We start from the raw sequence: 22,933 nt of genomic DNA, 5'->3' as shown, positions 1-22,933 counted from the left end.
GGTTCAGCCCCTGTCCTGGATGCGCTCGCCGAACACGCCCTGCGGGCGCACGAGCAGGAAGAGGATCATCACGACGAAGGCGATAAGGTCCTTGTAGGCCGAGGAGATGTAGGAAGCGCCCAGAAGTTCGGTCAAGCCGACGATGAGGCCGCCGGCAATGGCTCCCGGCAGGCTGCCGAAGCCGCCGATGATGGTGGCCGCGAAAGCCTTGAGCGCGATGGGATCGCCCATGTTCACGTCGGCGAACCACATGGGGCCAAGCAGCAGGCCGGCAATGCCGGCCAGCACAGCGGCCAGCACCCAGGTGAGCGCCAGCAGCAGGTTGACATTCAGCCCCATGAGGCGGGCGGCTTCGATGTCCTGTGCCACCGCCCGCATGCCGATGCCGAGCGCCGTGCGGTAGAACAGCAGCCAGATGAGGCCCACCAGCACCGCCGTGACCACGACGGTGAGCGCTGCATGGGCGGTGATGACCGCGCCGGCAATGTCGAGGGTGACCCCTTCCAGCGGCGAGGTGAGGCGGAAAGGCCAGGAGCCGAAGCCCAGCAGCGCCGCATTTTGCAGGATGATGCCCACCGCCACGGTTCCGATGATGACGGTAACCACGGGACTGGCCCGCAGCGGCAGATAGACCAGGATGAAGAACAGCACCCCGAAGGCCACCATGGCCAGCAAGGCGGCGCCATATCCAACAGGCCAGGGCAGGCCCAGATTGACCATCATGGCCACACCCGAGAAGGTGCCCAGCATCACGAACTGGCCGGCGGCAAAATTCACCACGCCGGTGGCGGAATAGACGATCACGAAGCCCAGGGCGGCCAGCGCATAGACGCTGCCGAGCGCGAGCCCGTTGACGAACAACTGGATGAAATCTGCCATGCTGGGCTCGCGATGTGTCGTTCGCACCGGAGCGGGGCTCCGGGCGGGACGGCGGGGCGGTCTTGGCGATATCCGTTTGCTGAACGTGGAAGGCGGCCGGCGAGGGGGGCGCCGGCCGCGTCCCCGAGCGGTCAGTTGACCGTGATGGTCTTGACCAGCTCGAAGGTCTTGGTGCCGGGCTTGGCCTTCACCACGGCGAGATCGTGCACGCCATTGCCCTTGGCATCAAAGGAATAGACATGGCCGATGCCCTTCCAGTCGCGCACCTGGGCGAGCCAGTCGCGGAGCGCCTTCGGGTCGGTGCCCACCTTGCGCATGCCCTCGGCCATGATGAGCGCGCCGTCATAATAGGCGAGGCCATAGGGATCGGGATCGATGCCGAACTCGGCCCGGTAGCGTTCGATGAACTCCTTCATGCGCCCGCCTGCGGCCGGGTCCATATAGGCGTCCACCACGCCCGAGACATTCTCAAGGTCTGCGGGCGAGATGAGTTGGAGCGCGGCGGGCACCAGGGCGGCCGATGAGGTGACGATGGGCATCTTCAGGCCCAGCATCTTCGCCTGCCGCAGGAGCAGCGCGCCATCCTGGGGGTAGACGAACATCAAGATGGCATCCGCGCCTTTGCTGCGCAGGGCCAGCATCTGGGCGGAGAAATCCTTGTCGTTCTGGCCATAGGCCTCCATGCCCACCACCGGCGTGCCGGCGGCTTCGAAGAGCTTGGCCGCGATCTGCGCGCCGCCCTGGCCGAAATCGTTCTGGATGAAGAGGATGCCGGGCTTCTTGGCGCCGATCAGCTTGGCGGCCTCGACCATGCCGGCGGCGGAGACGCTGTCGGCTGGGCGCACGCGGAACAGCCATTCATTGCCGCCCTCCGCCACCACGTCGGCACCACCGGCATACATGGCGGGAACCGCCACCTTCTTCAGCTCGGGCGACACGGCCAGGTTCTGGGTGGAATAGCTCGACAGGAAATAGAAGGCGGGCTTCACCTCCTGCGCCAGCTTCATGAAGGCGTTCACGGCGGTGCCGTTGGAGGCCTGCGTGTCCTCGAACACGAACTTGACCTTGCGGCCATTGATGCCACCGGCCGCGTTGATGTCCTGCTCAGCCATGCGCAGCGAGTTGTGATACTGCTTGCCCGTCAGGGAGAGCGGACCCGTCATCGGCACGGTCGCGCCCACGAGGATCTCTCCCTGCTGGGCCAGGGCCGCGCCCGCCCCGATGGACGCAAGGCCGGCGGCCAGCGCCAGCTTCAGAAACTGCTGTCTCGTGAAATCCATCTTGGAACCCTCTGTTGAAAGGCTTCGGGGGCTGCGTTGAGCGGCTGCACCTTCGTGCCGGCCGCCTGCACCGCTCTCTTGACATATTCCGATAATCGGAATATCATTCTGTTTATTGAATGAACCTTAGAAGTCTCTCCCGGTGCTGTCAACAACCGGGCGGGAGGGAGTCGCCATGGCGGACGAGGCAGGCACGGAAAGCCCACTTGAGCGCTACATGCGCCTCTTGGAACTCATTGCTGGTTTTCCCGGCGGCCTCGCTCTGGCCGACGTGGCGGAATTGTCGGATCTGCCCAAGACCACCGCACATCGTCTCTTGAAGGGCCTCGTGAAGGCGGGGCTGGCGGCGGGAGGGCAGGGAGGCAAGGCCTATGTGATCGGCCCGCGCCTCTCGCGCATGCTGCACTCCACTGCCGATGATGGCTGGCTGGAGGTTTTGGTGCGCCCCGTTTTGGTGGCGCTGGCGGAGCAATCGGGCGAGGCCTGCTACGTCACCCGGCTCGTCGGCAGTCGTGTCTTCGTGGTCGCCTCACAGGCGCCGGAGGTGCGCTGGCGCAGCTATGTCCAGCCGGGCATCGAGATGCCCCCCAACGCCGCCGCCACCAGCAAGGCCATCGTTGCCTTCCAGAACGAGGCGGTGATCCGCCAGGCGCTGGCCGCCGACCTGCCGAAGCTGACGGTAAATACCCACACGGACGAGGCCTGGATCCGGGAGGAGTTCGCCCGCGTGCGCGCCCAGGGCTATGCCACCTGCGTCGGCGAGGTGGACGAGGGGCTCGCCGCGCTTGGCGCGCCGGTGCGCCAGGCGGATGGGCAGGTCCTTTATGCGGTGGGCCTGACTGGCCCCCTGCCGCGCATCATGAATGAAGATCTGCCCTCGCGTGTCTCCATGCTAAGCGCCGCCGCAAATGAACTTGCAGGAAAGCTTGCGCTCGGAACCCGGTTGGTGCGGGAGGCGTCCTGAGACGCGTGTATCGGATCAGGGAGGGGAGTGGTGCGGGCGGTCGGACTCGAACCGACATATCCGTGAGGACGGCGGATTTTGAGTCCGCTGCGTCTACCAGTTCCGCCACGCCCGCATCGCTGCCTTCAATATAGGGTCGCGGGCGCACCGCCAACAAAAAACACGCCTTTGCCCACCGCCACGGATGTCCCAGGTTCCGTCGCCCGGAGGCCTATGGCGCATCGGGTCGGGCATATTCCTCGCCGGTGAGGTCCGGCTCGTCGAAGGATTTCAGCCGCGTCACATGGTGCGCCGCGTCGGCCAGGAACAGGTCCCGGCTGATGGCGCGGACGAGGCGGGGAACGCCGTGCTTCAGACTGCCGATGTCGCCGGCGCCGCGGGCGTGGCTGGTGGTGGCGGCCATGTTGTAGAGGTGGATGTCCCTCAGATAAGGCGCCTGCCCCGGCTCCTTCTCCTGGAAGGCGAAGCCGCCGTCGAGATAGGGGCTGAGACCGAGGGATGCGCTTTCAAGGCCGGAAGGGGGGCTGTAGCGGTCCCGCCAGAGGGCGACATGCTCCGCAATACCGTCGAGCTCGGGACGGGTGGAGAGGTCCACATCGTAGCCCGTGCCGGCAATGACCACGTCGAAATGATATGTCGCCTTCGGCGTGACGATCTCCACCCCCGCGCCATCGGCGCGCGCGCCCGTCCAGCCTTCGCCCAGGTGCAGGCGGAAGGCCGCCAGTTCCGTGGCGCGCCGCACGGTATCCGCGATCGGCCCCACCGCTCGGCTACGATAGAAGGACATCAGCTCCCAGCGGCTCGCGTCCGGCAAATCGTGGAAATTGTCCAGCACGCCTGCATAGGACATGGCCTTCAGTGTGTTGACGCGGTTGAGGTCCGGGCTGCGGCAGAAGAGGTCGGCGCTCTCCGCTCCCCGCTCCACCGCCGTCGCCGCCGCGTCGAAGGCCGCGGACGCCGCGCCCAATATGCCGATGCGTTTGCCGCGCAAGGCGTCGAAATCGATCTCCTGCTCCGAATGCAGGCGCAAATGCGGGGGCAAGGCCGTGAGAAGCGCCGGCATGTGGGGCCGTCCGCCGCCCGCCATGCCTGTGGCCAGCAAGACTTTTCGCACTGTTTCCGTGGTCTCGACCCCATGGTCGGACAGGTGCACCCGAAACCCTTCCGCCAAGGGTTCGATGCGACGGAGGCGCACCGCGTTGCGCACGGGGACCTGCACCGCCTTGCGGAACCATTCCACATAGTCCGCCCAGTCCTCCCGCCCGCACCGCACGAGCGCCTCATAAGCGGGCGCACCGAACTTGGCCTCATACCAGGCGCGGAAGCTCAAGGAGGGGATACCCACCTCGGGTCCCGGCAGCGTCTTGGCGGAGCGCAGGGTGCGCATGCGGGCAGTATTGCGCCACACGCCTTCCCGGCCGGCGGGCGCCGCATCGATCACGCTGGTCCGCGTGACACCGGCGCGGCGCAGAGCAAAGGCCACCGCGCATCCGGTCTGCCCGCCGCCGACAATCAGCACGTCGTGATCAAACTCGGGCCGTTCCGGCACCCAGCCCGGCGCGTCATCACCGAGGAGCGCCACATCTCGGGCTGCGGCCTCGGCCAGCGCGTCGAGCGCCTGCTGCGCGTGGGGGAGCGGGAGGGGGGCTTCGAAGGGGGGCATGGGGCAACTCGGAAGGCGGCTCAAGGCGGGGACCCATAAGGGCGCGTCTGGACGGATTCATCAACACACTTTGTGCGTTGCACCACAACCCAGTGCCTGGGGTTCGCCCGCAGGCGACAAGCGATGCAGGTCTGACACTCCCCGTCGTTGACGCCGCCGCTTCGGCGCTCCACAAGCGCCATGGGACGTGCAAAGGGTGGGGGCGATCGTGCATCAGGCAATTTCCGGCGCGAGCGACGTTGAAACACGGGCATTCGCCAAGGCTGTGCGCCGGCTGATTCCCTTCATGATGCTGCTTTACCTGGTCAGCTTCCTGGACCGGGTGAATGTGGGCTTCGCGGCCCTCACCATGAATGCCGATCTGGGCTTCACCCCAGAAATCTATGGTTGGGGCGCCGGCATTCTCTTCATCGGCTATTTCCTGTTCGAGGTGCCGAGCAACCTGGTGCTGGAGCGGGTGGGGGCGCGGCTCTGGATCTGCCGCATCATGGTCACCTGGGGCCTGATCTCGGCGGCGACGGCCTGGGTGTCGGACACCACCTCCTTCTACATACTGCGCTTTCTCCTAGGGGCGGCGGAGGCGGGCTTCCTGCCGGGCATGATCCTTTATCTCGGCTATTGGTTTCCCCTCGCCATGCGCGCCCGCTACATCGCGCTCTTCATGGCGGCAGTTCCGATCGCCAGCGCCGTGGGAGCCCCCCTTTCGGCTGCGATCCTGGAGACGCATGGCTTCCTCGGACTTGCCGGCTGGCAATGGCTCTTCATCATCGAAGGCGTGCCCGCCTGCATCCTGGGCGTGATGGTGCTGTTCTTCCTGCCGGACGGCCCGCAGGATGCCCACTGGCTGGACCCGCAGGAGAAGGCCGCCATCGTGGCGCGCCTCGCGGCCGACCATGCCGGAGAGGATGCCGCCACCCACCATGCCTTGTGGCCTGCCCTGCGGGACCACCGGGTGCTGCTGCTGGGCGTCATCTATCTCGGCATTGTGGTGGGCATTTACGGCATCGGCCTGTGGCTGCCCCAGATCATTCATGCGCTTGGCTATTCCACGCGCGAGGTGGGCTTCATCCTGATCCTGCCCTATGCCTTGAGCGCGGTGGGGATGCTCGTCTGGGGCCGGCATTCCGATCACTCGCGCGAGCGCATCCTGCATGTGGCCGGGGCGGCCTTTCTCGGCGCCATCGGCTTGGTGGCGAGCGTCCACACCTCCTCCCACATCCTGGCCATCCTGGCGGTCACGGCGGCGTCCGTGGGCCTTTATGGCGCGCTCGGTCCCTTCTGGTCCGTGCCGCCGCTCTTCCTGCGCGGCACGGCCGCAGCGGCGGGCATCGCGCTTATCAATTCCATCGGCAACCTGGGCGGCTTCTTTGGCCCCTATCTGGTGGGCTTCATCAAGGAGCATACAGGCCGCTTCACCGCCGGCTTCGAGGTGCTGGCCCTGGTGGTGTGTGTGGCCGGGCTTCTAACCCTCCTGCTGAAGCGGCTGATCGGGACCCGGCGCGCGTCCTGAAAGTCTCACGCCAAGGCGGGCAGGAGGGCCTCCAGAAAGGCGTCGGGCGCGGTCTGCGAGGCGCAATGCGCCCCCCAGGGCAGGCGGGCGAGACGGGCACCGGGAATCGCGTCGGCCATCTCCTGCGACAGGTGCAGAGGTGTCAGCTGGTCGTCGTCGGCGCACAGCACCAGCGTTCGCGCCTTGATCCGCCCCAGATGCCGGCGGCGGTCGAAGGCGAGCAGCATGTCCACCCGCGCGGCCATGGTCTCGGCCGGCGGGCTCGTGGCGATCATGCCGGCGATCAGGGCGTCGAGCCGTCCTTGGTCGGCGCCGATCCAGCTGGGCGGATAGAGGAAGAGCGGGGTGGCGCGGTGATAGGCGTCAGGCCCGGCTGCCAGCAGCAACGCCTTGCGCACCTTGAAGCACAGGTCGAAATGGGGATCCGGGCCGGCCCAGCCCGCATAGAGCACCAGCGCGCCGAGCCGCAGCGGCGCCTCTGCCCCGATGATCTGCCCCACCGCAGCCCCCGTGGAATGGCCGACCAGATGGGCCTTCGCCAGACCCAGATGGTCCATGAGCGCCACCACGTCGGCGGCGAGCGCCTCCACGGTGTGATGGCTGCGGCGGCTCAGGGTGTCCCCCGTGCCCATATGGTCGTGGGTGACCACCGTGAAGCGCGCCGTGAGCGTCGGCAGGAGGTTGGACCAGTAATGGCGCGAGCCGCCGAGGCCCGTCACCAGGAAGAGGGGAGGGCCACTGCCGGCCACCTCATAGACCAGCGTGCCGTCGGGGCGTTCCAGTGTCAGCATGGGGACCTCAGGCGGCGTGCCGGGCGGCGGTGGCGAGGGCGGAGACCACGGCCTCGGCCGGAGCGGTCCAGCCCAGGAAACGTTCCACATTGAAGACGCTGGCGTCAAAAATGTGCTGGGGGCCGGCCTGCAAGGTGGCGTCAGGCACCATGAGGCCGAAGAATTCCCGATGGTAGGCATCCCGCAGGGTCGATTCCACGCACACATTGGTGTTCACGCCCACCAGGATGAGCGTGGTGATGCCGCGGGCGCGCAGCAGCTGTTCCAGATTGGTGGCGGCAAAGCCGCTATAGCGCGCCTTCGGCACGACCGCCTCGCCGGGCAGGGGCTTCAGCTCCTCGACGATCTCATGGTCCCAGGTGCCGTGGGTGATGAGGCTGCCCCGCGCCTCCGGGTGGGCGCGCATATATTTGAGGGCGTTGGACTTGTGCCAGACCGGAGAGGTCGGCCCGCCGGCTTCCTTCAGATCTTCCGAGAAGCCGTTCTGCAGATGGGCGACGAACAGCGCCGCCTGACGCGCCGCCGCGAGCACGCGGGCGGCGGCTGCGATCACCGGCGGGCTAGTGGAGACATCAAAGCCCACCCGGTCCAGATAGCCGCCTTTGGAGAGATAGGCGTTCTGCATGTCCACCACCACCAGGGCGGTGGTAGCGGGCGCGATGGCGATGGGCTCGGGACGCGCGGGGATGACGAGATCGGCGCCGGGCGCGGTTGAAATGGCGGGGCTGGTCACGCGTTCAGGCTCCATAGCGTTTCAGGGCGATGGCCTCCGCCAACACCACCAGGGCGTAGAGGGCGAGGCCGATGATGCACAGCAGGACGATGGAGGCAAAGATGAGCGCCATCTCCGCCTGCGAGGCCGCGAACAGGATCATGTAGCCAAGCCCGGCCTGGGCGGTGATGAACTCGCCCACGATCACCCCGATCATGGCGAAGGTGATGGCGATCTTGAGCCCTGAGAAGATGTGCGGCACGGCAGCGGGAAAGCGCACCTGGGTATAGACCTTCCAGCCCCGCGCCCCCACCGCCTTGCACAGGCGCAGCAGGTCCCGGTCCACCGATGTGAGCCCCGTCAGCGTCGCCACCACCACCGGGAAGAAGGAAATGAACACCGAGAAGGTGACGCGCGAGGAGGAGCCGATGCCCAGCCAGACAATGAAGAGCGGGGCGAGGGCGATTTTCGGGATCAGCTGGAAGAAGACGATATTGGGATAGAGCGCCTCGCGGGCAAAGCGCGAGGCGCAGACCAGCACCGCGAGAGACACGCCGAGCACGGTGGAGATGGCAAAGCCGGCGATGGTCTCCAGCGTCGTCGGCACCGCCTGCTGGAGCAGGAAGGGCAGCGTCTCCCACAGCCGCACCGCCACCGCCGAGGGGGCCGGCAGCAGCACGTCGGGAATATTGCGCCAGCGCACCACCCCTTCCCACAGAAGGACGATGAGGGCTGCCGTCGCCAAGGGCAGCAACAGCGGGCGCGTCCGTGTCTTGAGGCCCGACGCCAGGCGGGCGAAGGGGCCGGGGAGGGGCGGGCCGGACGGAGCGCGGGATTGTGTCATCGGATGGATCGCCGTCATGGAGAAGGGGTCATCCTCGGGCCGGTGCGGATCGCGCCGTCACTGGAGCGGCGGCGCGCGGTGAATGGACGCCTTCAGGTGCAGATAAAGGTCGTTGAAGGCCGGGTCCGCCTCGACGCTCGGTGAGCGGGGGCGGGGAAAGGGCACGCGGATGTCCTCGATGATGGTGGAGGGCCGGCGCCCCATCACCAGGATCCGGTCCGAGAGGAAAATGGCCTCGCGGATGGAATGGGTGATGAAGATGGCGGTCTTGCGCGTGGTGTCCCAGATGCGCGCCAAGGCCAGGCCCATCTCGTCGCGGGTGATCGCGTCGAGGGCGGAGAAGGGCTCGTCCATCAACAGGATGCGCGGATCCTTGATGAGCGCGCGGGCGAGCGCCACGCGTTGTCGCATGCCTCCCGACAACTCCCGCGGCCGCTTGTCCCGGAACGGCCACAAATCGACCATGCGCAGGAGCTGTTCCGCCCGCGCAAGGTCGTCGGGCATCACCGGGCGGCACATGGAGACGGGGAAGAGCACATTGTCCAGCACCGAGCGCCAGGGCAGCAAAGTGGGATCCTGGAACATCATGCCCGCCTCGGTCTGCGGCGCGGTGACCGGCAGGCCGTCCAGCGTGATGGTGCCGGAGGAGGCGGGCTCCAGGCCCGCCACCATGAGCATCAAGGTGCTCTTGCCGCAGCCCGAGGGGCCGAGGATGGACACGAAGTCCCCCCGGGCGATCTCGAAGCTCGCCTGCGCCACGGCCTCCACCGGTCCGGAAGCCGTGGAATAGACCTTGCGCACGCCGGTCGCCGTAATGGCGTTGAACGCGCCCTCCGCTTCCTCGCGCGGCGCTGGGGCGGCGAGAGCGAGGCTCATCCCAGGATCGCCGCGTATTCCGCGACGTTCTTCTTCACCGTCGCCCACTGGTCTGGCGTGAGCTTGCCGACATCGCTGACGAAGTCATTGGAGAAGAGGGTGGACGGGTCCGGGCGCTTGGCATCCTTGGGCGCGCCATATTCCATGACCATGTCCACCATGCTGGTGACCTTGGCCATGTCCGTGTAGCCGATGGCATGCTGCTCGGCCTCGGGCGCCACCACCGTATAGTGCATGAGGCCCTGCGCGATGACCGCATTCTCGCGCCCGCCCTTGGCGACCCCGATCTCCGGCACTTCCTTCAGGAAGATATCGACGCCCGCCTCCGGGTCCTTCAGCGCGAAGACGAGGCCTTCCACCAAAGCGTCCGTGACCGCCTTGCACAGCTCCCGGTCCTTGGCGAGCGTCTCGGCGCGCGTGACCACCTGGCCCGCATAGAGAGACACGCCGGACTTGCTCCACAGCATGAAGCGGCAGGGCTGCTTCAGGGCCATCATCACGGGCACCGAGGAGGTGGCGATGGCTGTGATGGCATCCACCTGGTTGTTGATGACGGACTGCTCCAGGACGCGATTGTCCATCTGCACCATGGTGATGCCGGCCGTGTCGATGCCGGCCTTGCGGGCGAAGGCCGGCCAATAGGGCGCCTCGGCGGAGGTTGGCACGGTGCCGATCTTCTTGCCTTCCAGGTCTTTCGGCACCTTGATGGGGCTGTCGGCGCGCACCAGCGTACCCATGGTGGCGTCATAGGCGAGCGTCCCCATGGCGACCAGCGGCAGGCCGCGCGCGGCGCCCAGGATCACGCCGCCGGCGAACACGAAGCCGAAATCAAACTCGCCCGCACCCACCGCCTGCGCGGCCGCCACCGAGCCGAAGCCTCTGGAGATGGTCACGTCGATGCCGCGCTTCTTGAAGAAGCCCTGGTTCTTGGCGACGTAGGTGAACAGCGTCGAGCCGTTGGCAAGCCAGGGCAAGGTGAGCTTGATGGCGCGGGTCTGGGCGATGGCGGGGGTGGGAAAGCGCACGCCCGCGGCCGCGCCGAGGGCAAGCGCGCCGCCCGCCTTCAGCAGGGTGCGGCGCGACGGGGTGGTCAGGGAAAAGCGCGTGTCGTGGGACATGACGGTCAAGGTCCTCGCTCTGGTTTATGCAGAAGACGCTTACTTGTTTCCGCGCCATCCCAAGCCAGAATCGTGCCAGCTTGGGATGGGGTCGGCAGAGATGGCGCGGTGGGGTCAGGCGACCTCGAAAATGCCGTCCACCTCTACGCTCGCTCCGGCCGGAAGGGTGGCGACACCCACCGCCGTCCGGGCATGGCGCCCGGCTTCGCCGAACAGGGCGAACATGAGGTCCGATGCCCCGTTAATGACCTTCGGCACGTCGGGATAGCCAGGCGTGGCATAGACAAAGCCGCCCAGGCGATGGCATGCCACCACCCGGTCGAGATCCCCGTCGAGCGCCAGGGACAGCGAAGCCAAGAGGTTGAGCGCGCACAATTGCGCGGCCTTCTGGCCCGCCTCCAGGCCATGCATCGCGCCTATAGGCCCGGCCAGACGGACTTCGCCGTCCCACTCGCAGATCTGTCCCGCCAGATAAAGGGTGGAGCCCATCCGCGAGAAGGGCTTGAAGGCGCCGCGGGGCGGCGGCACAGGCGGCAGGGCAAGCCCGAGGGCGGCCAGGCGGCCGGCGACCAAACCGCTCATCGCTCGGCCCCCCACACGCGGACGGCAGGCGTGCACACGGGCGCGCCAGCGGCCGTCATCTTTGCGTAATTACGCATAAGATGCTTACTTAATGCCCAAGAAATGGGCGTGAGCTGCTTCATTGTCATTTCCTTGAATCCACTATCTTTTTTGGAATGAGCGTGAAGACGTTAAGGGCAGTTTCGATCCAGGCTTTTTGGCTTTTGAGGTGCTAAAGCACCGCTTTGCCCAATTCCCGTCGCCCAGAGACCAGAAAACGCGAGCCGTTTGTGCAGATGGGGCGCTCCCCCCATCAATGGGTGGCAAGCAGCATGCCGCGCCCGGTGACCTTGTCGGCAATCCCCGCATGGCGCAGCGCATGCCAATAGGTGGCGGCGTTGATGGCGATCACCGGCAGGCCGAGCCAGCGTTCCGCCTCGTCGGCGATGTCGGTTACGGCGAGGTCCGTGCCCGCCTGAACGATGGCATCGACGCCAGCTGCGGCAAGGGTTTTCAGGCCGTCGCGGATGTCTGCTTCGGTGGCGTGGGCGATCTGTACTTCGCTCGGGCGCTTCAGGGAATGCACCAGCGCCACCTCATAGCCGTGATCGGCGAAATAGCGCGCCACATGGGCATCACCCACAGGCTGATAGGGCGTCAGGATGCCGATGCGCCGGACCTTGGGAAAGCATTGCAGCGCCTCGACGCAGGCCGCTGATCCCATGCTCACCGGCACGCCCGCGCGCGCCTCCATGCGGGCGAGCAGGGCATCGCTGCCAGCCTTTCCGCCCCAGAAGGTGGGAATGGACATGGCCATGACGAGGCGATCCGGCTTGCAGGTCATCACCCGGTCGACGGCCCCGAACAGGTCCGGTCCGATGGCCTCCACCATGGCCTCGAACTCGGTGTCGCTGGTGAGGGGAAGATCAGGAATATGAATGCGTCCCACATGGTTGGTGACGCCCGCCGGCCGCATGGAATCGGTCTCCGGCTGCACGGTGGTGTTGGTGGAAGGAATGATGATGCCGATCTTCAGGCGATAGCCGAGCCGGTCTGTCATGGCGGGGTCCTCGTCGGTTCCGTGACGGCTGCTTGTGGCCTCCTCCCGGCATCTGGCAAACGCCTTGCAAGGAGAGGTGCACCCCGCGCTGCAAGTTGGATGCCGGTTTGCAGGGCGGGCACATCAAGACCGGACGCCATGCCCAACACAGCCCTCGCCGCCGCCGTGCCTCCGCTCGCCGTGCATCGGTCGCGCCACCTCATCCCCCCCTTCGCCTTTCATCGCCCGGAGAGCTTCGCCGAGGCCCGCGCCCTTCTCGACACCCTGCCGGATGCGACGGTCATGGCGGGGGGCCTTGATGTGGTGAACCGCATGAAGGAGGGTCGCGCGCCGGCCGCCATCGTATGGCTCGGCGCCATCCCGGCGGCGGACGAGGTGATCCGCCGCGACGGCGAGCTGGTTGCGGGCGCACTGCTACGTCACGACCAGATGGCGCAGGACGCCGAGGTGCGGGCGGCCTTTCCCGATCTGGCCACCATATGGGGGGCGCTCGCCAATATCCGCGTCCGCAGCCAGGGCACCATTGTCGGCAATCTGCTGGCGGAGGTTCCGGCCTATGAGGCGGCCATCCTCCTCATGGCGGTGGAGGCGCGCCTTGAGGGGTTGGCCCCAGGCGGCGCGTTCTTCGATATCGCGGCGACCGCGCTCTCGGACGGGCAAGGGGGCGCCGTGCCCTGTCCGGGCCTGGTCACCGCCTTGCGGATTCCTCTGCCTGGACCGGCCCGCATGCGGCGGCTGGTCTATGACCGCACCTTGCGCCCGGCGCTCAGCGTGGCCCTGTGCCTCGATAGCGAGAATGGCCGGATCACCCGCGCCTGCGCGGTGGTGGGCGGGGGCCATGCCCGCCCCGTGATGCGCCCGCTGGCCGCCGAGGGCTGGACGCCGACCGACCTCGCGTTGCGCGCGCGCCATATGGCCGAGGGCGCGCTGCACGACCTGCCCGCTTTCACCACCCCTTGGACCGGCGCTGCCGATTATCGCGGGCGGATCGCCCCCGTGCTGCTCACCCGGCTGATCGAGGAGGCCTGCCGGTGAGCGTGCCCGTCTCCTTCATCCTCGACGGGGAACCCGTCAGCCTTCCCGCCGACGCACCCGTGGTCCTGGCCGATGCCCTTGCCGGCCCCTGCGCTCGCTCCGGCGTGCGCGTGGCGTGCGACCATGGGGCGTGCGGCGCCTGCACCGTTCTCGTTGATGGCCGCCCCACCACCTCCTGCTGCACCCTGACGGGGACGGTGGAGGGGGCCCACGTCTCTACCATCCAGGGCGTCATGCCCGCCGGCGCCGCCCCCAGCGCGGTTCAGCAGGCCTTTGTGGAGGGCGGCGCGTTCCAGTGCGGCATGTGCACCCCGGGCATGGTGATGCTGGCCGAGGCGCTGCTCGCCCGCACGCCCGATCCCAGCCGCGCCGAGGTTCGGGCCTGGATGGGCGCCAATGTCTGCCGCTGCACCGGCTACAGGGCCATCGAGGATGCGGTGCTCGCCGCCGCGCGCCTGAAGGCGAACGGCGCGCCGGAGACGCGTGAAGCTCCTTGGCGGCCGGAGCAAACGGCAAAGGTGACCGGCGCTGCCTTCTTCACCTCCGACATGAGCCTGCCCGGGCAATTGGAGGCCAAGGTCCTGCGCAGTCCCCACGCCCATGCCCGCATCCGCGCCATTCGCACCGAAGCAGCGCGTGCCTTGCCCGGCGTACATGCGGTGGTGACAGGGGCGGACGTGGCGGCGCTCCCGGAGCCCTATTATGGGCTTTGGGTAAAGGACCAGCCGCTGCTGGCGATTGATCGCGTGCGGCACCAGGGCGACATGGTGGCGGCGGTGGCTGCCACAGATGCGCAGACGGCGCTCAAGGCCCTCGCCCTCATCGAGGTGGATTACGAGCGTCTGCCCGTGGTTGCGGACATGGAGGCCGCGCTTGCGCCCGATGCGCCCGTCCTGTTCGACGCTCCCAGCCTCGGCGCTGTTCCCGCCCATGGCGAAGGGGTCACCTGCCTGAAGGAGCCCGCGCCCAATATCCTCTACAGCTTCCATCACCAGATGGGCGATGTGGACGCCGGCTTCGCTGCCGCCGACCATGTATTCGAGCACAGTTTTGCCTTCTCCCGCATGGCCCATGGGGCGCTCGAGCCCATCATTACCCTGGCGCGCCCAATGGGGGGCGGCTTCGAGCTTTGGTCCTCAAACCAGGATCCCTTCCTGCTGCGCCAGGACATTGCCGAGATCTTTGGCCTCGCCGAGCATGAGGTGCGGGTCCACACCCTGCATATTGGCGGCGCCTTCGGCATCAAGAGCTTCTGCAAGCTGGAGCCGCTCACCGCCTTGCTGGCGCGCAAGAGCGGGCGGGCGGTGCGTCTGGCGTTGACCATGGACGAGGGCTTCGTGACCTTGTCCCAGCACGCGGCGCGGATCGACCTTGAGACCGCCGTCAGCTCGGATGGGCGCTTCCTCGCGCGGCGGTCCCGCATTCGCATCGATGGCGGGGCCTATGCGGATGGCAGCGCCCTGGTGGCGGACAAGGTCGGCTATCGCATCGGCGGTCCCTATCTGTGGCAGGCGCTCGACAGCCGGGCGGAGGCGGTGCGCACCAATACCGTTCCCGCCGGCTCGTTCCGGGGGTTCGGCGGCACGCAGGCCTCCTGGGCCTCCGAAAGCCAGATCGACATGATCGCCCGTGCCCTTCACATCGACCCGGTGGAACTGCGGCGCCGCAACCTGCTGCGCCCCGGCGAGCCCTATCGGCCCGGCGACAGCGCGTTGGATTGCGACCTGGAGGCCGGGCTCGACGTGGTCGCCGCGCGCATCGGCTGGGGCACGCCGGCGCCCCGCCGCGCGCCGCATCTGGCGCGGGGCCGGGGCATCGCCATCGGCTTCAAGGATGCCGGCGGGCAGGGGCGCTATGCCCAGGCGCGGGTGAAGGTGGTGGGGGACGGTCACGCGGTCATCAGTTGCGCCACGGTCGACATGGGCCAGGGCGCCACCGAGGCGTTCCGGCATATCGTGGGAACGGTTCTGAAAATCGATCCCGCCTGGGTCAGCCGCGCCGAGGTGGACACCGACCAGACCGCCTTCGACCAGGGCACGCACGCCTCCTCGGCCACCGCCGTGACCGGCGAGGCGATCCGCCGGGCGGCAGAGGCGGTGCGGGGGCGCATTCTCGACTTCGCCTCCACGCGGCTATCTGTCCAGCGCTCCGAACTGGATTATGCGGGGGGCTTCGTGCTCCACGGCAATGCCCGCACCTCGCTCAAAAGCCTTGTGCGCGGCTATTATGGTGGGCTTGGCTCGGAGTTCGTGGGCGAGGGCGACGTGAAGGTGGAAACCTGCAACGCAGCGGCATTGAATGCCCAGATCGTCTATTGGATGCCCAATTGGGTGGGGGTGGACCTGGAAGTGGATCTGGAGACCGGCCGCATCGGCCTCATCCACTTGATCACCGCCGCCGATGCCGGCCGGGCCCTGGTGCCGCAGGCCGTGCGCGGGCAGATCGAGGGGGCGAGCATGCAGGCGGTGGGGCAGGCGCTGTTCGAGCAATTGGTGTTCGAGGAGGGGCGGCTTCTCACCGACACGCCCCAACGCTACCGCATGCCGCTCGCCACCGACCAGCCTGAACTGTTCGAGGCCTTAACCCTCGAGCAGGGAATGGGGCGGGGGCCCTTCGGTGCCAAGGGGGTTGGCGAGGCCGGGATTCTCGGCGTCGCCAGTGCCATCGCCAATGCGCTGGAGGATGCGGCGGGCATCCGCATCACCTCCCTGCCGCTCACGCCGGACAAGGTGCTCGCGGCGCTGGATGCGCGCCGCGCCGCCGCCGGAAAGGAGGCCCCGTGAGCCCTGCTCGCACGCTCGACAGACTGGATATCCCGCCAGAGGGAGCCACGGTGGAGGACGCGCCCAAGGCGCGCCGGGTCCGCAAGTCGCCCGTCCGCGCGCCCGAGCCGGACCCCGCACCGGCCCGGGGGCGGCGGCCGCGCGACGCGGCGGCGACGCAGGAGCGCATTCTCCAGGCGGCCATCGAGGAGTTTGCCGAGCACGGCTATAACGGCGCGCGCATCGATGCCATCGCCCGCCGGGCGGATGCCAATATGCGCATGCTCTATCACTATTTCGGAAGCAAGACGGCGCTCTATCTGGCGGTCCTGGAGACGGTCTTCGAGGACATCCGTGTCCAGGAGCAGCGGCTCAATTTGCGGGATCTTGCGCCGGTGCCCGCCATGATGAAGCTGTTCGACTTCACCTATGCGCATTTTGCCGCCAACCCGCTCTTCATCCGCCTGCTGGCCAGCGAGAACCTCTTGGGCGGGCGCTATCTGAAGCGGTCCAAGAAGGCGCCCGTCATCTCCTCGCCGCTCATGGAGGCCATCCGCGATGTGCTGGCGCGGGGCGAGGCGGAGGGTGTCTTCCGGGCGGGGGTCGACCCGCTCCAGCTCTATGTGACCATGGTGGCGCTGAGCTACTTCCACATTTCCAACGCGCCCACCTTGTCCCACCTCTTCAGCGTCAATCTGGGCACGGCCCGCTGGCGGGCGGACCGGCGTCGCCATGCCAGCGAAATGCTGCTGGCCTATCTGCGCTCGGGGCCCGACGGCACCTCGGTGTGAAGCCTTAAAAAAGGGAGGCGCCCTCCCGCGGACGCCTCCCTTCCAAGCGCAAGCCTTCGTCAAGGTCAGCCGTTGCGGAAGGCGTAGCCATAGCCGTTGAGGGCCGGCGCGCCGCCCAGGTGCGCGTAGAGCACCTTGGAGCCTTCCGGGAAATAGCCCTTCTTCACCAGATCGATCATGCCCTGCATGGACTTGCCCTCATAGACGGGGTCCGTGATCATGGCTTCGAGGCGCGCGACGAGGCGGATGGCGTCCTTGGTCTCTTCCGAGGGCACGCCATAGACCGGGTAGGCATAGTCCTCCACCAGCACCACATCGTCGTCGGTGATCTCGCGGCCGAGCTCCACCAGGTCGGCCGTGCGCTTGGCGATCTCCAGCACCTGCGCCTTGGTCTGGGCGGGGGTGGCGGATGCGTCGATGCCGATCACGCGCTGCGAGCGGCCGTCCTTGGCAAAGCCCACCGTCATTCCCGCGTGGGTGGAGCCGGTGACCGTGCAGACGATGATGTAGTCGAACTTGAAGCCGAGCGCCTCTTCCTGCGCCCGCACTTCCTCGGCAAAGCCCACATAGCCGAGCCCGCCCTTGGGGTGCACCGAGGCACCGGCCGGGATGGCATATGGCTTGCCTCCGGCGGCCTTCACCTCGGCGATGGCGTCTTCCCAGCTCTTGCGGATGCCGATGTCGAAGCCGTCATCCACGCAGCGCACGTCGGCGCCCATGATGCGCGAGAGCATGATGTTGCCCACCCGGTCATAGACCGCATCCTCGTGCGGCACCCAGGCTTCCTGCACCAGGCGGCACTTGAAGCCGATCTTGGCCGCCACGGCCGCGATCATGCGGGTATGGTTGGACTGCACGCCGCCGATGGAGACCAGCGTATCGGCATTGGAGGCGATGGCATCGGGGATGATGTATTCGAGCTTGCGCAGCTTGTTGCCGCCATAGGCAAGGCCCGAATTGCAATCCTCACGCTTGGCATAGAGCTCCACCTTGCCGCCGAGATGGTCGGTGAGGCGGGAGAGCTTCTCAATGGGGGTGACGCCGAAGGTGAGGGGATAACGTTCGAATTTGGAGAGCATGGCCGATCCCGTGGAAGGTGTTCTGATGGGCCGGATGCTAGCCGCAAGCGATATGAAATGTCCTTTCTTTATAAGGCGGGATTATGCTTCTCTTTCTGTCTTATGATGGGTATTTTGAACGAAATTCAGCATGAATTGCAAATAGAATGAAAGAAGCTTTCAGCACTGATCCCCTTGACCGAACCGACCTGAAAATCCTGCGTCTCCTGCAGCAGGATGGGCGGATGTCCAATGCGGAACTGGCGGAAAAGGTGGCGCTGAGCCCGGCCACCTGCCACCGGCGCACCCAGGCTTTGGTGCGCGAGGGCTATATTTCCGGTTTCCGGGGCATGGTGGCGCCGCAGCAGGTGAACCGTGGGGCGCTGGTGATGGTGGGCGTGGTGCTCGACCGCTCGACGCCGGAGAGCTTCGCCGCCTTCGAGGCCGCGGCGGCGGCACTCAGTTTCGTATTGGATTGCCATCTGGTGGCCGGGGATTTCGACTATTTTCTCAAGATCCGGGTGTCCGACATGGCGGACTTCAACCGCATCCATGCCAATTGCCTGATCGCCCTGCCGGGCGTTCGGCAGACCCGCACCTTCTTCGTCATCAAGGAGGTGGTGGACAATCGGCCGCTGGACTTCTGATCGCGGGCTGCAAAAAACAAAAGGCCGCCCCGAGGGACGGCCTTTCTCTTGCGCAGCGCTGCAGAGGGATCAGGCCGCGCGCGCCTCCAGCACCGCGCCGCCTTCCTCGCCCAGATCATAGAACAGCCCGGCCATGAGCTGGAGGGCTTCTCGCGCCACGGAGGCCAGCAGGTGCTCATTGGGGGCGTGCTGGGAGCAGGCGGGATAGGAGTGGGGCACCCACACTGTGGGCATGCCCAGGATCAGCGCGAACACGTCATTTGGCAGCGATCCGCCGAGATTGGGCAGCAGGGCCGGGGTCTTGCCGGTGGTGCGGGCGATGGAGGCGAGCGCCCAGTCCACCCAGGGGTCCGATGGGTCAAGCCGGGTGGCCTCGAAGGTGGCCGAGCGCGCGGGGCGGGCCTTCACCATGCCGAGGCCCCGCGCCGCCAGATGGGCCTCCACCAGGGGAATCACGGTTTCCGGGTCGGTGCCAACCACGAAACGCAACTGCATGGTGGCCTTGGCGGAGGGGGGCACCGCATTGGCCGGCTTGTCGGGCGCGCCGGTGACGAAGGCGAGCACCTCCAGCGTGTTCCAGGCATAGACCTTCTCCGCCGGGGTGAGGCCCGGCTCGCCCCATTCCGGGTCGATGTCCGGATCGCCCATGCCCTGCTCCAGGGAAATGCCGTCCAGCGCGGCGCGCACGGAGGCCGGGATCTCCTTGGGCTTGAGGCCATCCACCAGGATGCGGCCCTTGGAGTCCACGAGGCTGGCAATGGCGTGGGCGAGCAGCGTGCCCGCATTGGAGAGCGCGCCGCCCCAATTGCCGGAATGGTGTCCGCCGGCGCGCAGATTGACTTCCAGCTCGAAATTGAAGGCGCCCCGCGAGCCCAGGAACACCGTGGGCCGCACCGCCGATAGGCGCGGGCCGTCAGAGCCGATCAGAACATCCGCCTTCAGCGCGTCCCGTTCCTGCCGGGCGAGCTCGCGCAGGCCCGGCGAGCCGGCTTCCTCGCCCATCTCGATGAGCAGTTTGCAATTGAAGCCGAGCCGCCCGCCGCGCACGGCGAGCACCTGCTCAAGGGCCGCGAGATTGATGGAGTGCTGGCCCTTGTTGTCGGCGGTGCCGCGGCCGTACCAGCGGTCGCCTTCCTCCACCAGCGCCCAGGGCTTCAGGCCCTCGCGCCAACCGGCATCCTGGCCGAACACCACGTCGCCATGGCCATAGAGCAGCACCGTTGGCAGCCCTTCCGCCTCGTGGCGGTCGGCGATGAGGAACGGGCCATGGCCGGGCGCGGGATTGTCGACGATACGGGACGAAAACCCGAGCTTGCCGACGGTGGGGATGATCTCGTCGGTGAGATAGGCGCGCAGCGCATCCAGGCTCTGCCCGGTCTGGCTCTCCGTGGGCATGGCGACCCGGCGGGCCAGGTCGGTGCGGAAGTCGCCACGGTCAAAATAGTTCGCCGCTTGGGCGACGGCATCTTGTCGGCTCATGATGTCAACGGGACCTTGATGGAAAAGGGATCAGGCGGCGCTCGGCAAGGCGGCCGGCGTGGCGAAATGGCAGGCGGCGTAGCCGTCCGGCAGCGGCTGGGCCACCGGGGAAATGCGCTGGCACAAGTCGCGCGCCGAAGGGCAGCGCGGGTGGAAGGCGCAGCCGGGCGTGGGCGTCAGCGGATTGGGGAAGACGGCGCCCAGATGCGTGTCCGGTACGCCGAGATCGGGGTCAGGCGTCAGCACAGACTCCAGCAGCGCCCGGCTATAGGGATGCTGCGGCCCGGCAAACAGGCCGGCACGGGTGCGCTCCTCCACGAAGCGGCCGAGATACATGACGGCCACCCGGTCTGCCAGATGCTCCACCACCGCCAGATTGTGGCTGATGAAGAAATAGGTCAGCCCCAGTTCGCGCTTCAATTCCAGCAGCAGATTGAGGATCTGCGCCTGCACGGAGACGTCGAGCGCGGAGGTCGGCTCGTCGCAGATCACCACTTCCGGCCGCATGATGAGGGCACGGGCGATGGCGACCCGCTGGCGCTGGCCGCCGGACAATTGGCTCGGTCCGGCATCGAGGAGACGGCGCGGCAGACCCACCACGTCCAGCATCTCCAGCACCTTCTTGCGCCGTTCGGCCGCGCTGCCGATGCCATGCACCACCAGCGGCAAGGCGATGAGGTCGGCGATGGACTTGCGCGGATTGAGCGAGGAATAGGGGTCCTGGAAAATGGGCTGGATGCGCCGCGCCACCGCGATGCGGTTGGTCTCGGCGATGGGCGTGCCGTCGATGCGGATCTCGCCGGACGAGGGCGGCAGGAGGCCCAGCAGCATCTTGGCCAGCGTCGACTTGCCCGAGCCACTTTCCCCCACCAGGGCATAGACCTCGCCCCGGCGCACCTGGAGCGAGACCCCCGCGACGGCGGTGAGCGTCGCCTTCGGGCGGAACATGCCCTGCGAGACCTGGAAGGTGCGCGTAACGTCTTTCAGTTCAAGGACGATGTCGCTCATGCCGCGGCCTCCGGGATGCTGGCGTGCAGGCAGCGCACGTCATGGGCGGGCTCGGGGTGGAGAAGGGGGATGGCGCCGGCACATTCGGGACCGGCCAGATCGCATCGGTTGCGGAAGGCGCAGCCCTCCAGGCGGCCGATCAGGTTCGGCACCTGCCCGCGTATGGCGCCCAGCGGCGCGCCGGGCACCGTGCGGCCGGGGACCGGGATGCAATCCAGCAGGCCGCGCGTATAGGGATGGGCGGGATGGCGGAAGAGGGTGCGGGCGGCGCCCGTCTCCACCAGGCGCCCGGCATACATCACCCCCACCTTGTCGGCGACCCGCGCCACGACGCCGAGATCGTGGGTGATGAGGATCACCGCCATGCCGAATTCCTTCTGCAGGTCGGCGATGAGGTGAAGGATCTGCGCCTGGATGGTCACGTCGAGGGCGGTGGTGGGCTCGTCGGCGATGATGAGCTCGGGGCCGCACATGAGCGCCATGGCGATCATCACCCGCTGGCGCAGCCCCCCCGAGAGCTGATGGGGATATTGCGACAGGCGCCGGGCGGCAGCGGTGATGCCCACCTTTTCCAGAAGATAAACCGCCCGGTCAGTGGCCTCCCGCGCCGAGACCTTGCGGTGGCAGGTGAGCGCCTCGGTGAGCTGGTTCCCGATCGTGTAGGCCGGGTTCAGTGATGTCATGGGCTCCTGGAAGATCATCGCCATCCGGTTTCCCCGCAGGCGGCGCATGCCGGAGGCGGAGAGGGTCGTCAGGTCGATGCCGTCGAAGGAGAGCCGTGCGGCCTTGCGCTGAACGCGCCTGGGCAGGAGATCCATGAGCGCCAGCGAGGTCAGGGACTTGCCCGAGCCGCTCTCCCCCACGATGGCCAGCGTTTCGCCCCGCTCCAAGGAAAAGGAAACGCCGCTGACCGCATGCAGCACCCCCGCGCCGGTGGGGATGTCGATGACGAGGTCTTTTACCTCCAGGAGGGCCATGGCTCAGTTCCTGTTCTCGGGCGCGGTGATGTCGCGCAGCCCGTCGCCCATGAGATTGATGGCCAGCACCAGCACCACGAGCGCGGTCGCGGGAATGGCGATCACCCAGGGGCTGAAGAACATGTATTGCTTGCCCTCGGCGATCATCAGGCCCCACGAGGGCAAGGGCGGCTGCACCCCCAGCCCGAGGAAGGACAGCGCCGCCTCCAGCAGGATGGCGTGGGCCATTTCCAGCGTCGCGACCACGATGAGCGGGTTGAGGATGTTGGGCAGAACCTCTGAGAGGATGATGCGGGGTGTGGAGCAGCCGATGGCGCTGGCGGCGGCGATATAGTCCGAGCCCACCACCTGCTGCGTGGCCGAGCGGGTGACCACCGCGAACCGATCCCACAGCAGAAGGCCGAGCACGATGATGACGCCTTGCAGGGAACTGCCCACCAGGGCCGCCGAGGCGAGCGCCACCAGGACCACGGGGAGCGCAAGGCGCGTGGTGACGATGTAGCTCAGAACCGCATCCACCCGGCCGCCGAAATAGCCGGCGCACACGCCAAGCACCGTTCCGATTGTGCCGGAAATGATGACGGTGACCGTTCCGATCAGCAGCGAGATCTGTGCGCCATAGAGCAGGCGGCTCAGATAGTCGCGGCCCAGTTTGTCGGTGCCGAGAATGTGGTTCCAGCTGCCCTTGGCATCCCAGACGGGCGGCACGAGCCGCTGGGCGAGGTTTTGCGCATAGGGATCGTGCGGGGCGATGAGCGGTGCGGCGAGCGCGATCAGCACGATGAAGGCCAGGAGCCCCGCGCCCACCATGAAGCCACCATGGCCGAGGCTCTTCAGCAGAAAGGTGTGGAACGGCGCGCGGCGGACCGGGGGCTGGTCGAGCGGGCCGGGCTCGGATGTGGCGGATGTGAGGGTCAT

21 protein-coding genes and 1 tRNA gene are annotated in these 22,933 nt (G+C 67.3%); 6 read left to right on the top strand and 16 right to left on the bottom strand.

The annotated features are described in order from the left end of the window. Positions 1-3: 3 nt before the first annotated feature. Both PV781_RS05170 and PV781_RS05165 read right to left on the bottom strand, forming a co-directional pair. Complete coding sequence (locus tag PV781_RS05170) at positions 4-879, bottom strand: branched-chain amino acid ABC transporter permease (protein ID WP_274774548.1); 876 nt, start codon at positions 877-879, stop codon at positions 4-6. A gap of 131 nt (positions 880-1,010) precedes the next feature. Beyond that, positions 1,011-2,159 (bottom strand): ABC transporter substrate-binding protein, encoded by a 1,149-nt coding sequence (locus PV781_RS05165; RefSeq protein ID WP_274774547.1) that lies wholly within the window; start codon positions 2,157-2,159, stop codon positions 1,011-1,013. Positions 2,160-2,334: 175 nt separating this feature from the next. Between PV781_RS05165 and PV781_RS05160 the strand changes: the two genes are divergently transcribed. Beyond that, positions 2,335-3,123, top strand: a complete 789-nt coding sequence (locus PV781_RS05160) for an IclR family transcriptional regulator (protein WP_274774546.1) — start codon at positions 2,335-2,337, stop codon at positions 3,121-3,123. A gap of 28 nt (positions 3,124-3,151) precedes the next feature. Here PV781_RS05160 and PV781_RS05155 read toward each other — a convergent pair. Both PV781_RS05155 and PV781_RS05150 read right to left on the bottom strand, forming a co-directional pair. After that, positions 3,152-3,238: transfer RNA gene (locus PV781_RS05155), tRNA-Leu, on the bottom strand. A 96-nt stretch (positions 3,239-3,334) separates the two neighbouring features. Beyond that, positions 3,335-4,786, bottom strand: coding sequence for an NAD(P)-binding domain-containing protein (locus PV781_RS05150; protein WP_274774545.1), 1,452 nt, complete (start codon positions 4,784-4,786; stop codon positions 3,335-3,337). Positions 4,787-4,994: 208 nt separating this feature from the next. Between PV781_RS05150 and PV781_RS05145 the strand changes: the two genes are divergently transcribed. Next, complete coding sequence (locus tag PV781_RS05145; RefSeq protein ID WP_274774544.1) at positions 4,995-6,296, top strand: MFS transporter; 1,302 nt, start codon at positions 4,995-4,997, stop codon at positions 6,294-6,296. Between the two features lie 5 nt (positions 6,297-6,301). Here PV781_RS05145 and PV781_RS05140 read toward each other — a convergent pair whose 3' ends face one another. From PV781_RS05140 to PV781_RS05110, 7 genes are all read right to left on the bottom strand, one after another. Continuing rightward, entirely contained in the window at positions 6,302-7,087 is a 786-nt protein-coding gene (locus PV781_RS05140) for an alpha/beta fold hydrolase (RefSeq protein ID WP_274774543.1), read from the bottom strand. Positions 7,088-7,094: 7 nt separating this feature from the next. Beyond that, positions 7,095-7,820 carry an isochorismatase family protein gene (locus PV781_RS05135; RefSeq protein ID WP_274774542.1) on the bottom strand — a complete coding sequence of 242 codons (726 nt, stop codon included), beginning with the start codon at positions 7,818-7,820 and terminating at the stop codon, positions 7,095-7,097. A gap of 4 nt (positions 7,821-7,824) precedes the next feature. Next, positions 7,825-8,643: an ABC transporter permease gene (locus tag PV781_RS05130; protein WP_274774541.1), complete on the bottom strand. Its 819-nt coding sequence runs from the start codon at positions 8,641-8,643 to the stop codon at positions 7,825-7,827. Between the two features lie 57 nt (positions 8,644-8,700). Next, entirely contained in the window at positions 8,701-9,519 is an 819-nt protein-coding gene (locus tag PV781_RS05125) for an ABC transporter ATP-binding protein (RefSeq protein ID WP_274774540.1), read from the bottom strand. Beyond that, a complete protein-coding gene (locus tag PV781_RS05120; protein WP_274774539.1) occupies positions 9,516-10,637 on the bottom strand; it encodes an ABC transporter substrate-binding protein in 1,122 nt (373 codons plus the stop codon). The genes PV781_RS05125 and PV781_RS05120 overlap by 4 nt, the downstream gene beginning before the upstream one ends. 114 nt (positions 10,638-10,751) lie before the next feature. Beyond that, the gene (locus PV781_RS05115; RefSeq protein ID WP_274774538.1) at positions 10,752-11,219 is read right to left on the bottom strand and encodes a RidA family protein; all 468 of its coding nucleotides are present in this window, start codon (positions 11,217-11,219) and stop codon (positions 10,752-10,754) included. A gap of 292 nt (positions 11,220-11,511) precedes the next feature. Further along, positions 11,512-12,258, bottom strand: a complete 747-nt coding sequence (locus PV781_RS05110) for a maleate cis-trans isomerase family protein (protein ID WP_274774537.1) — start codon at positions 12,256-12,258, stop codon at positions 11,512-11,514. Between the two features lie 138 nt (positions 12,259-12,396). Here PV781_RS05110 and PV781_RS05105 point away from each other — a divergent pair, with 138 nt between their 5' ends. From PV781_RS05105 to PV781_RS05095, 3 genes are read left to right on the top strand one after another with little or no spacing between them, the layout of a single operon-like run. Next, complete coding sequence (locus PV781_RS05105; RefSeq protein WP_274774536.1) at positions 12,397-13,293, top strand: FAD binding domain-containing protein; 897 nt, start codon at positions 12,397-12,399, stop codon at positions 13,291-13,293. Continuing rightward, positions 13,290-16,076 (top strand): molybdopterin-dependent oxidoreductase, encoded by a 2,787-nt coding sequence (locus PV781_RS05100; protein ID WP_274774535.1) that lies wholly within the window; start codon positions 13,290-13,292, stop codon positions 16,074-16,076. Before PV781_RS05105 ends, PV781_RS05100 begins: the two co-directional genes overlap by 4 nt. Then, positions 16,073-16,846 carry a TetR/AcrR family transcriptional regulator gene (locus tag PV781_RS05095; RefSeq protein WP_274774534.1) on the top strand — a complete coding sequence of 258 codons (774 nt, stop codon included), beginning with the start codon at positions 16,073-16,075 and terminating at the stop codon, positions 16,844-16,846. The genes PV781_RS05100 and PV781_RS05095 overlap by 4 nt, the downstream gene beginning before the upstream one ends. A 65-nt stretch (positions 16,847-16,911) precedes the next feature. Here the strand turns inward: PV781_RS05095 and PV781_RS05090 are convergent, their stop codons facing one another. Next, positions 16,912-17,925, bottom strand: coding sequence for a 1-aminocyclopropane-1-carboxylate deaminase (locus tag PV781_RS05090; protein ID WP_274774533.1), 1,014 nt, complete (start codon positions 17,923-17,925; stop codon positions 16,912-16,914). Between the two features lie 146 nt (positions 17,926-18,071). Between PV781_RS05090 and PV781_RS05085 the strand changes: the two genes are divergently transcribed. Next, a complete protein-coding gene (locus tag PV781_RS05085; RefSeq protein ID WP_274774532.1) occupies positions 18,072-18,551 on the top strand; it encodes an Lrp/AsnC family transcriptional regulator in 480 nt (159 codons plus the stop codon). A gap of 69 nt (positions 18,552-18,620) precedes the next feature. On the opposite strand, the gene PV781_RS05080 is transcribed toward PV781_RS05085, so the two are convergent. From PV781_RS05080 to PV781_RS05065, 4 genes are read right to left on the bottom strand one after another with little or no spacing between them, the layout of a single operon-like run. Beyond that, complete coding sequence (locus PV781_RS05080) at positions 18,621-20,030, bottom strand: M20 family metallopeptidase (RefSeq protein WP_274774531.1); 1,410 nt, start codon at positions 20,028-20,030, stop codon at positions 18,621-18,623. A 30-nt stretch (positions 20,031-20,060) separates the two neighbouring features. Continuing rightward, a complete protein-coding gene (locus PV781_RS05075; RefSeq protein ID WP_274774530.1) occupies positions 20,061-21,038 on the bottom strand; it encodes an ABC transporter ATP-binding protein in 978 nt (325 codons plus the stop codon). Next, positions 21,035-22,015 carry an ABC transporter ATP-binding protein gene (locus tag PV781_RS05070; RefSeq protein ID WP_274774529.1) on the bottom strand — a complete coding sequence of 327 codons (981 nt, stop codon included), beginning with the start codon at positions 22,013-22,015 and terminating at the stop codon, positions 21,035-21,037. Before PV781_RS05070 ends, PV781_RS05075 begins: the two co-directional genes overlap by 4 nt. A 3-nt stretch (positions 22,016-22,018) precedes the next feature. After that, positions 22,019-22,933, bottom strand: coding sequence for an ABC transporter permease (locus tag PV781_RS05065; protein WP_274774683.1), 915 nt, complete (start codon positions 22,931-22,933; stop codon positions 22,019-22,021).

Origin of the sequence: Aquabacter sediminis, from assembly GCF_028863665.1 — a bacterium.
Lineage (GTDB): Bacteria > Pseudomonadota > Alphaproteobacteria > Rhizobiales > Xanthobacteraceae > L1I39.
The sequence above is the reverse complement of the archived record's forward strand: the minus strand, read 5'-3'. Positions and strand labels throughout refer to the sequence as shown.

Coding starts and splice junctions, on each gene's coding strand:
- PV781_RS05075 (WP_274774530.1), bottom strand. CDS start 21,038: ATGAGCGACATCGTCCTTGAACTGAAAGACGTTACGCGCACCTTCCAG.
- PV781_RS05080 (WP_274774531.1), bottom strand. CDS start 20,030: ATGAGCCGACAAGATGCCGTCGCCCAAGCGGCGAACTATTTTGACCGT.
- PV781_RS05150 (WP_274774545.1), bottom strand. CDS start 4,786: ATGCCCCCCTTCGAAGCCCCCCTCCCGCTCCCCCACGCGCAGCAGGCG.
- PV781_RS05085 (WP_274774532.1), top strand. CDS start 18,072: ATGAAAGAAGCTTTCAGCACTGATCCCCTTGACCGAACCGACCTGAAA.
- PV781_RS05130 (WP_274774541.1), bottom strand. CDS start 8,643: ATGACACAATCCCGCGCTCCGTCCGGCCCGCCCCTCCCCGGCCCCTTC.
- PV781_RS05125 (WP_274774540.1), bottom strand. CDS start 9,519: ATGAGCCTCGCTCTCGCCGCCCCAGCGCCGCGCGAGGAAGCGGAGGGC.
- PV781_RS05120 (WP_274774539.1), bottom strand. CDS start 10,637: ATGTCCCACGACACGCGCTTTTCCCTGACCACCCCGTCGCGCCGCACC.
- PV781_RS05105 (WP_274774536.1), top strand. CDS start 12,397: ATGCCCAACACAGCCCTCGCCGCCGCCGTGCCTCCGCTCGCCGTGCAT.
- PV781_RS05115 (WP_274774538.1), bottom strand. CDS start 11,219: ATGAGCGGTTTGGTCGCCGGCCGCCTGGCCGCCCTCGGGCTTGCCCTG.
- PV781_RS05110 (WP_274774537.1), bottom strand. CDS start 12,258: ATGACAGACCGGCTCGGCTATCGCCTGAAGATCGGCATCATCATTCCT.
- PV781_RS05165 (WP_274774547.1), bottom strand. CDS start 2,159: ATGGATTTCACGAGACAGCAGTTTCTGAAGCTGGCGCTGGCCGCCGGC.
- PV781_RS05140 (WP_274774543.1), bottom strand. CDS start 7,087: ATGCTGACACTGGAACGCCCCGACGGCACGCTGGTCTATGAGGTGGCC.
- PV781_RS05090 (WP_274774533.1), bottom strand. CDS start 17,925: ATGCTCTCCAAATTCGAACGTTATCCCCTCACCTTCGGCGTCACCCCC.
- PV781_RS05160 (WP_274774546.1), top strand. CDS start 2,335: ATGGCGGACGAGGCAGGCACGGAAAGCCCACTTGAGCGCTACATGCGC.
- PV781_RS05170 (WP_274774548.1), bottom strand. CDS start 879: ATGGCAGATTTCATCCAGTTGTTCGTCAACGGGCTCGCGCTCGGCAGC.
- PV781_RS05070 (WP_274774529.1), bottom strand. CDS start 22,015: ATGGCCCTCCTGGAGGTAAAAGACCTCGTCATCGACATCCCCACCGGC.
- PV781_RS05065 (WP_274774683.1), bottom strand. CDS start 22,933: ATGACCCTCACATCCGCCACATCCGAGCCCGGCCCGCTCGACCAGCCC.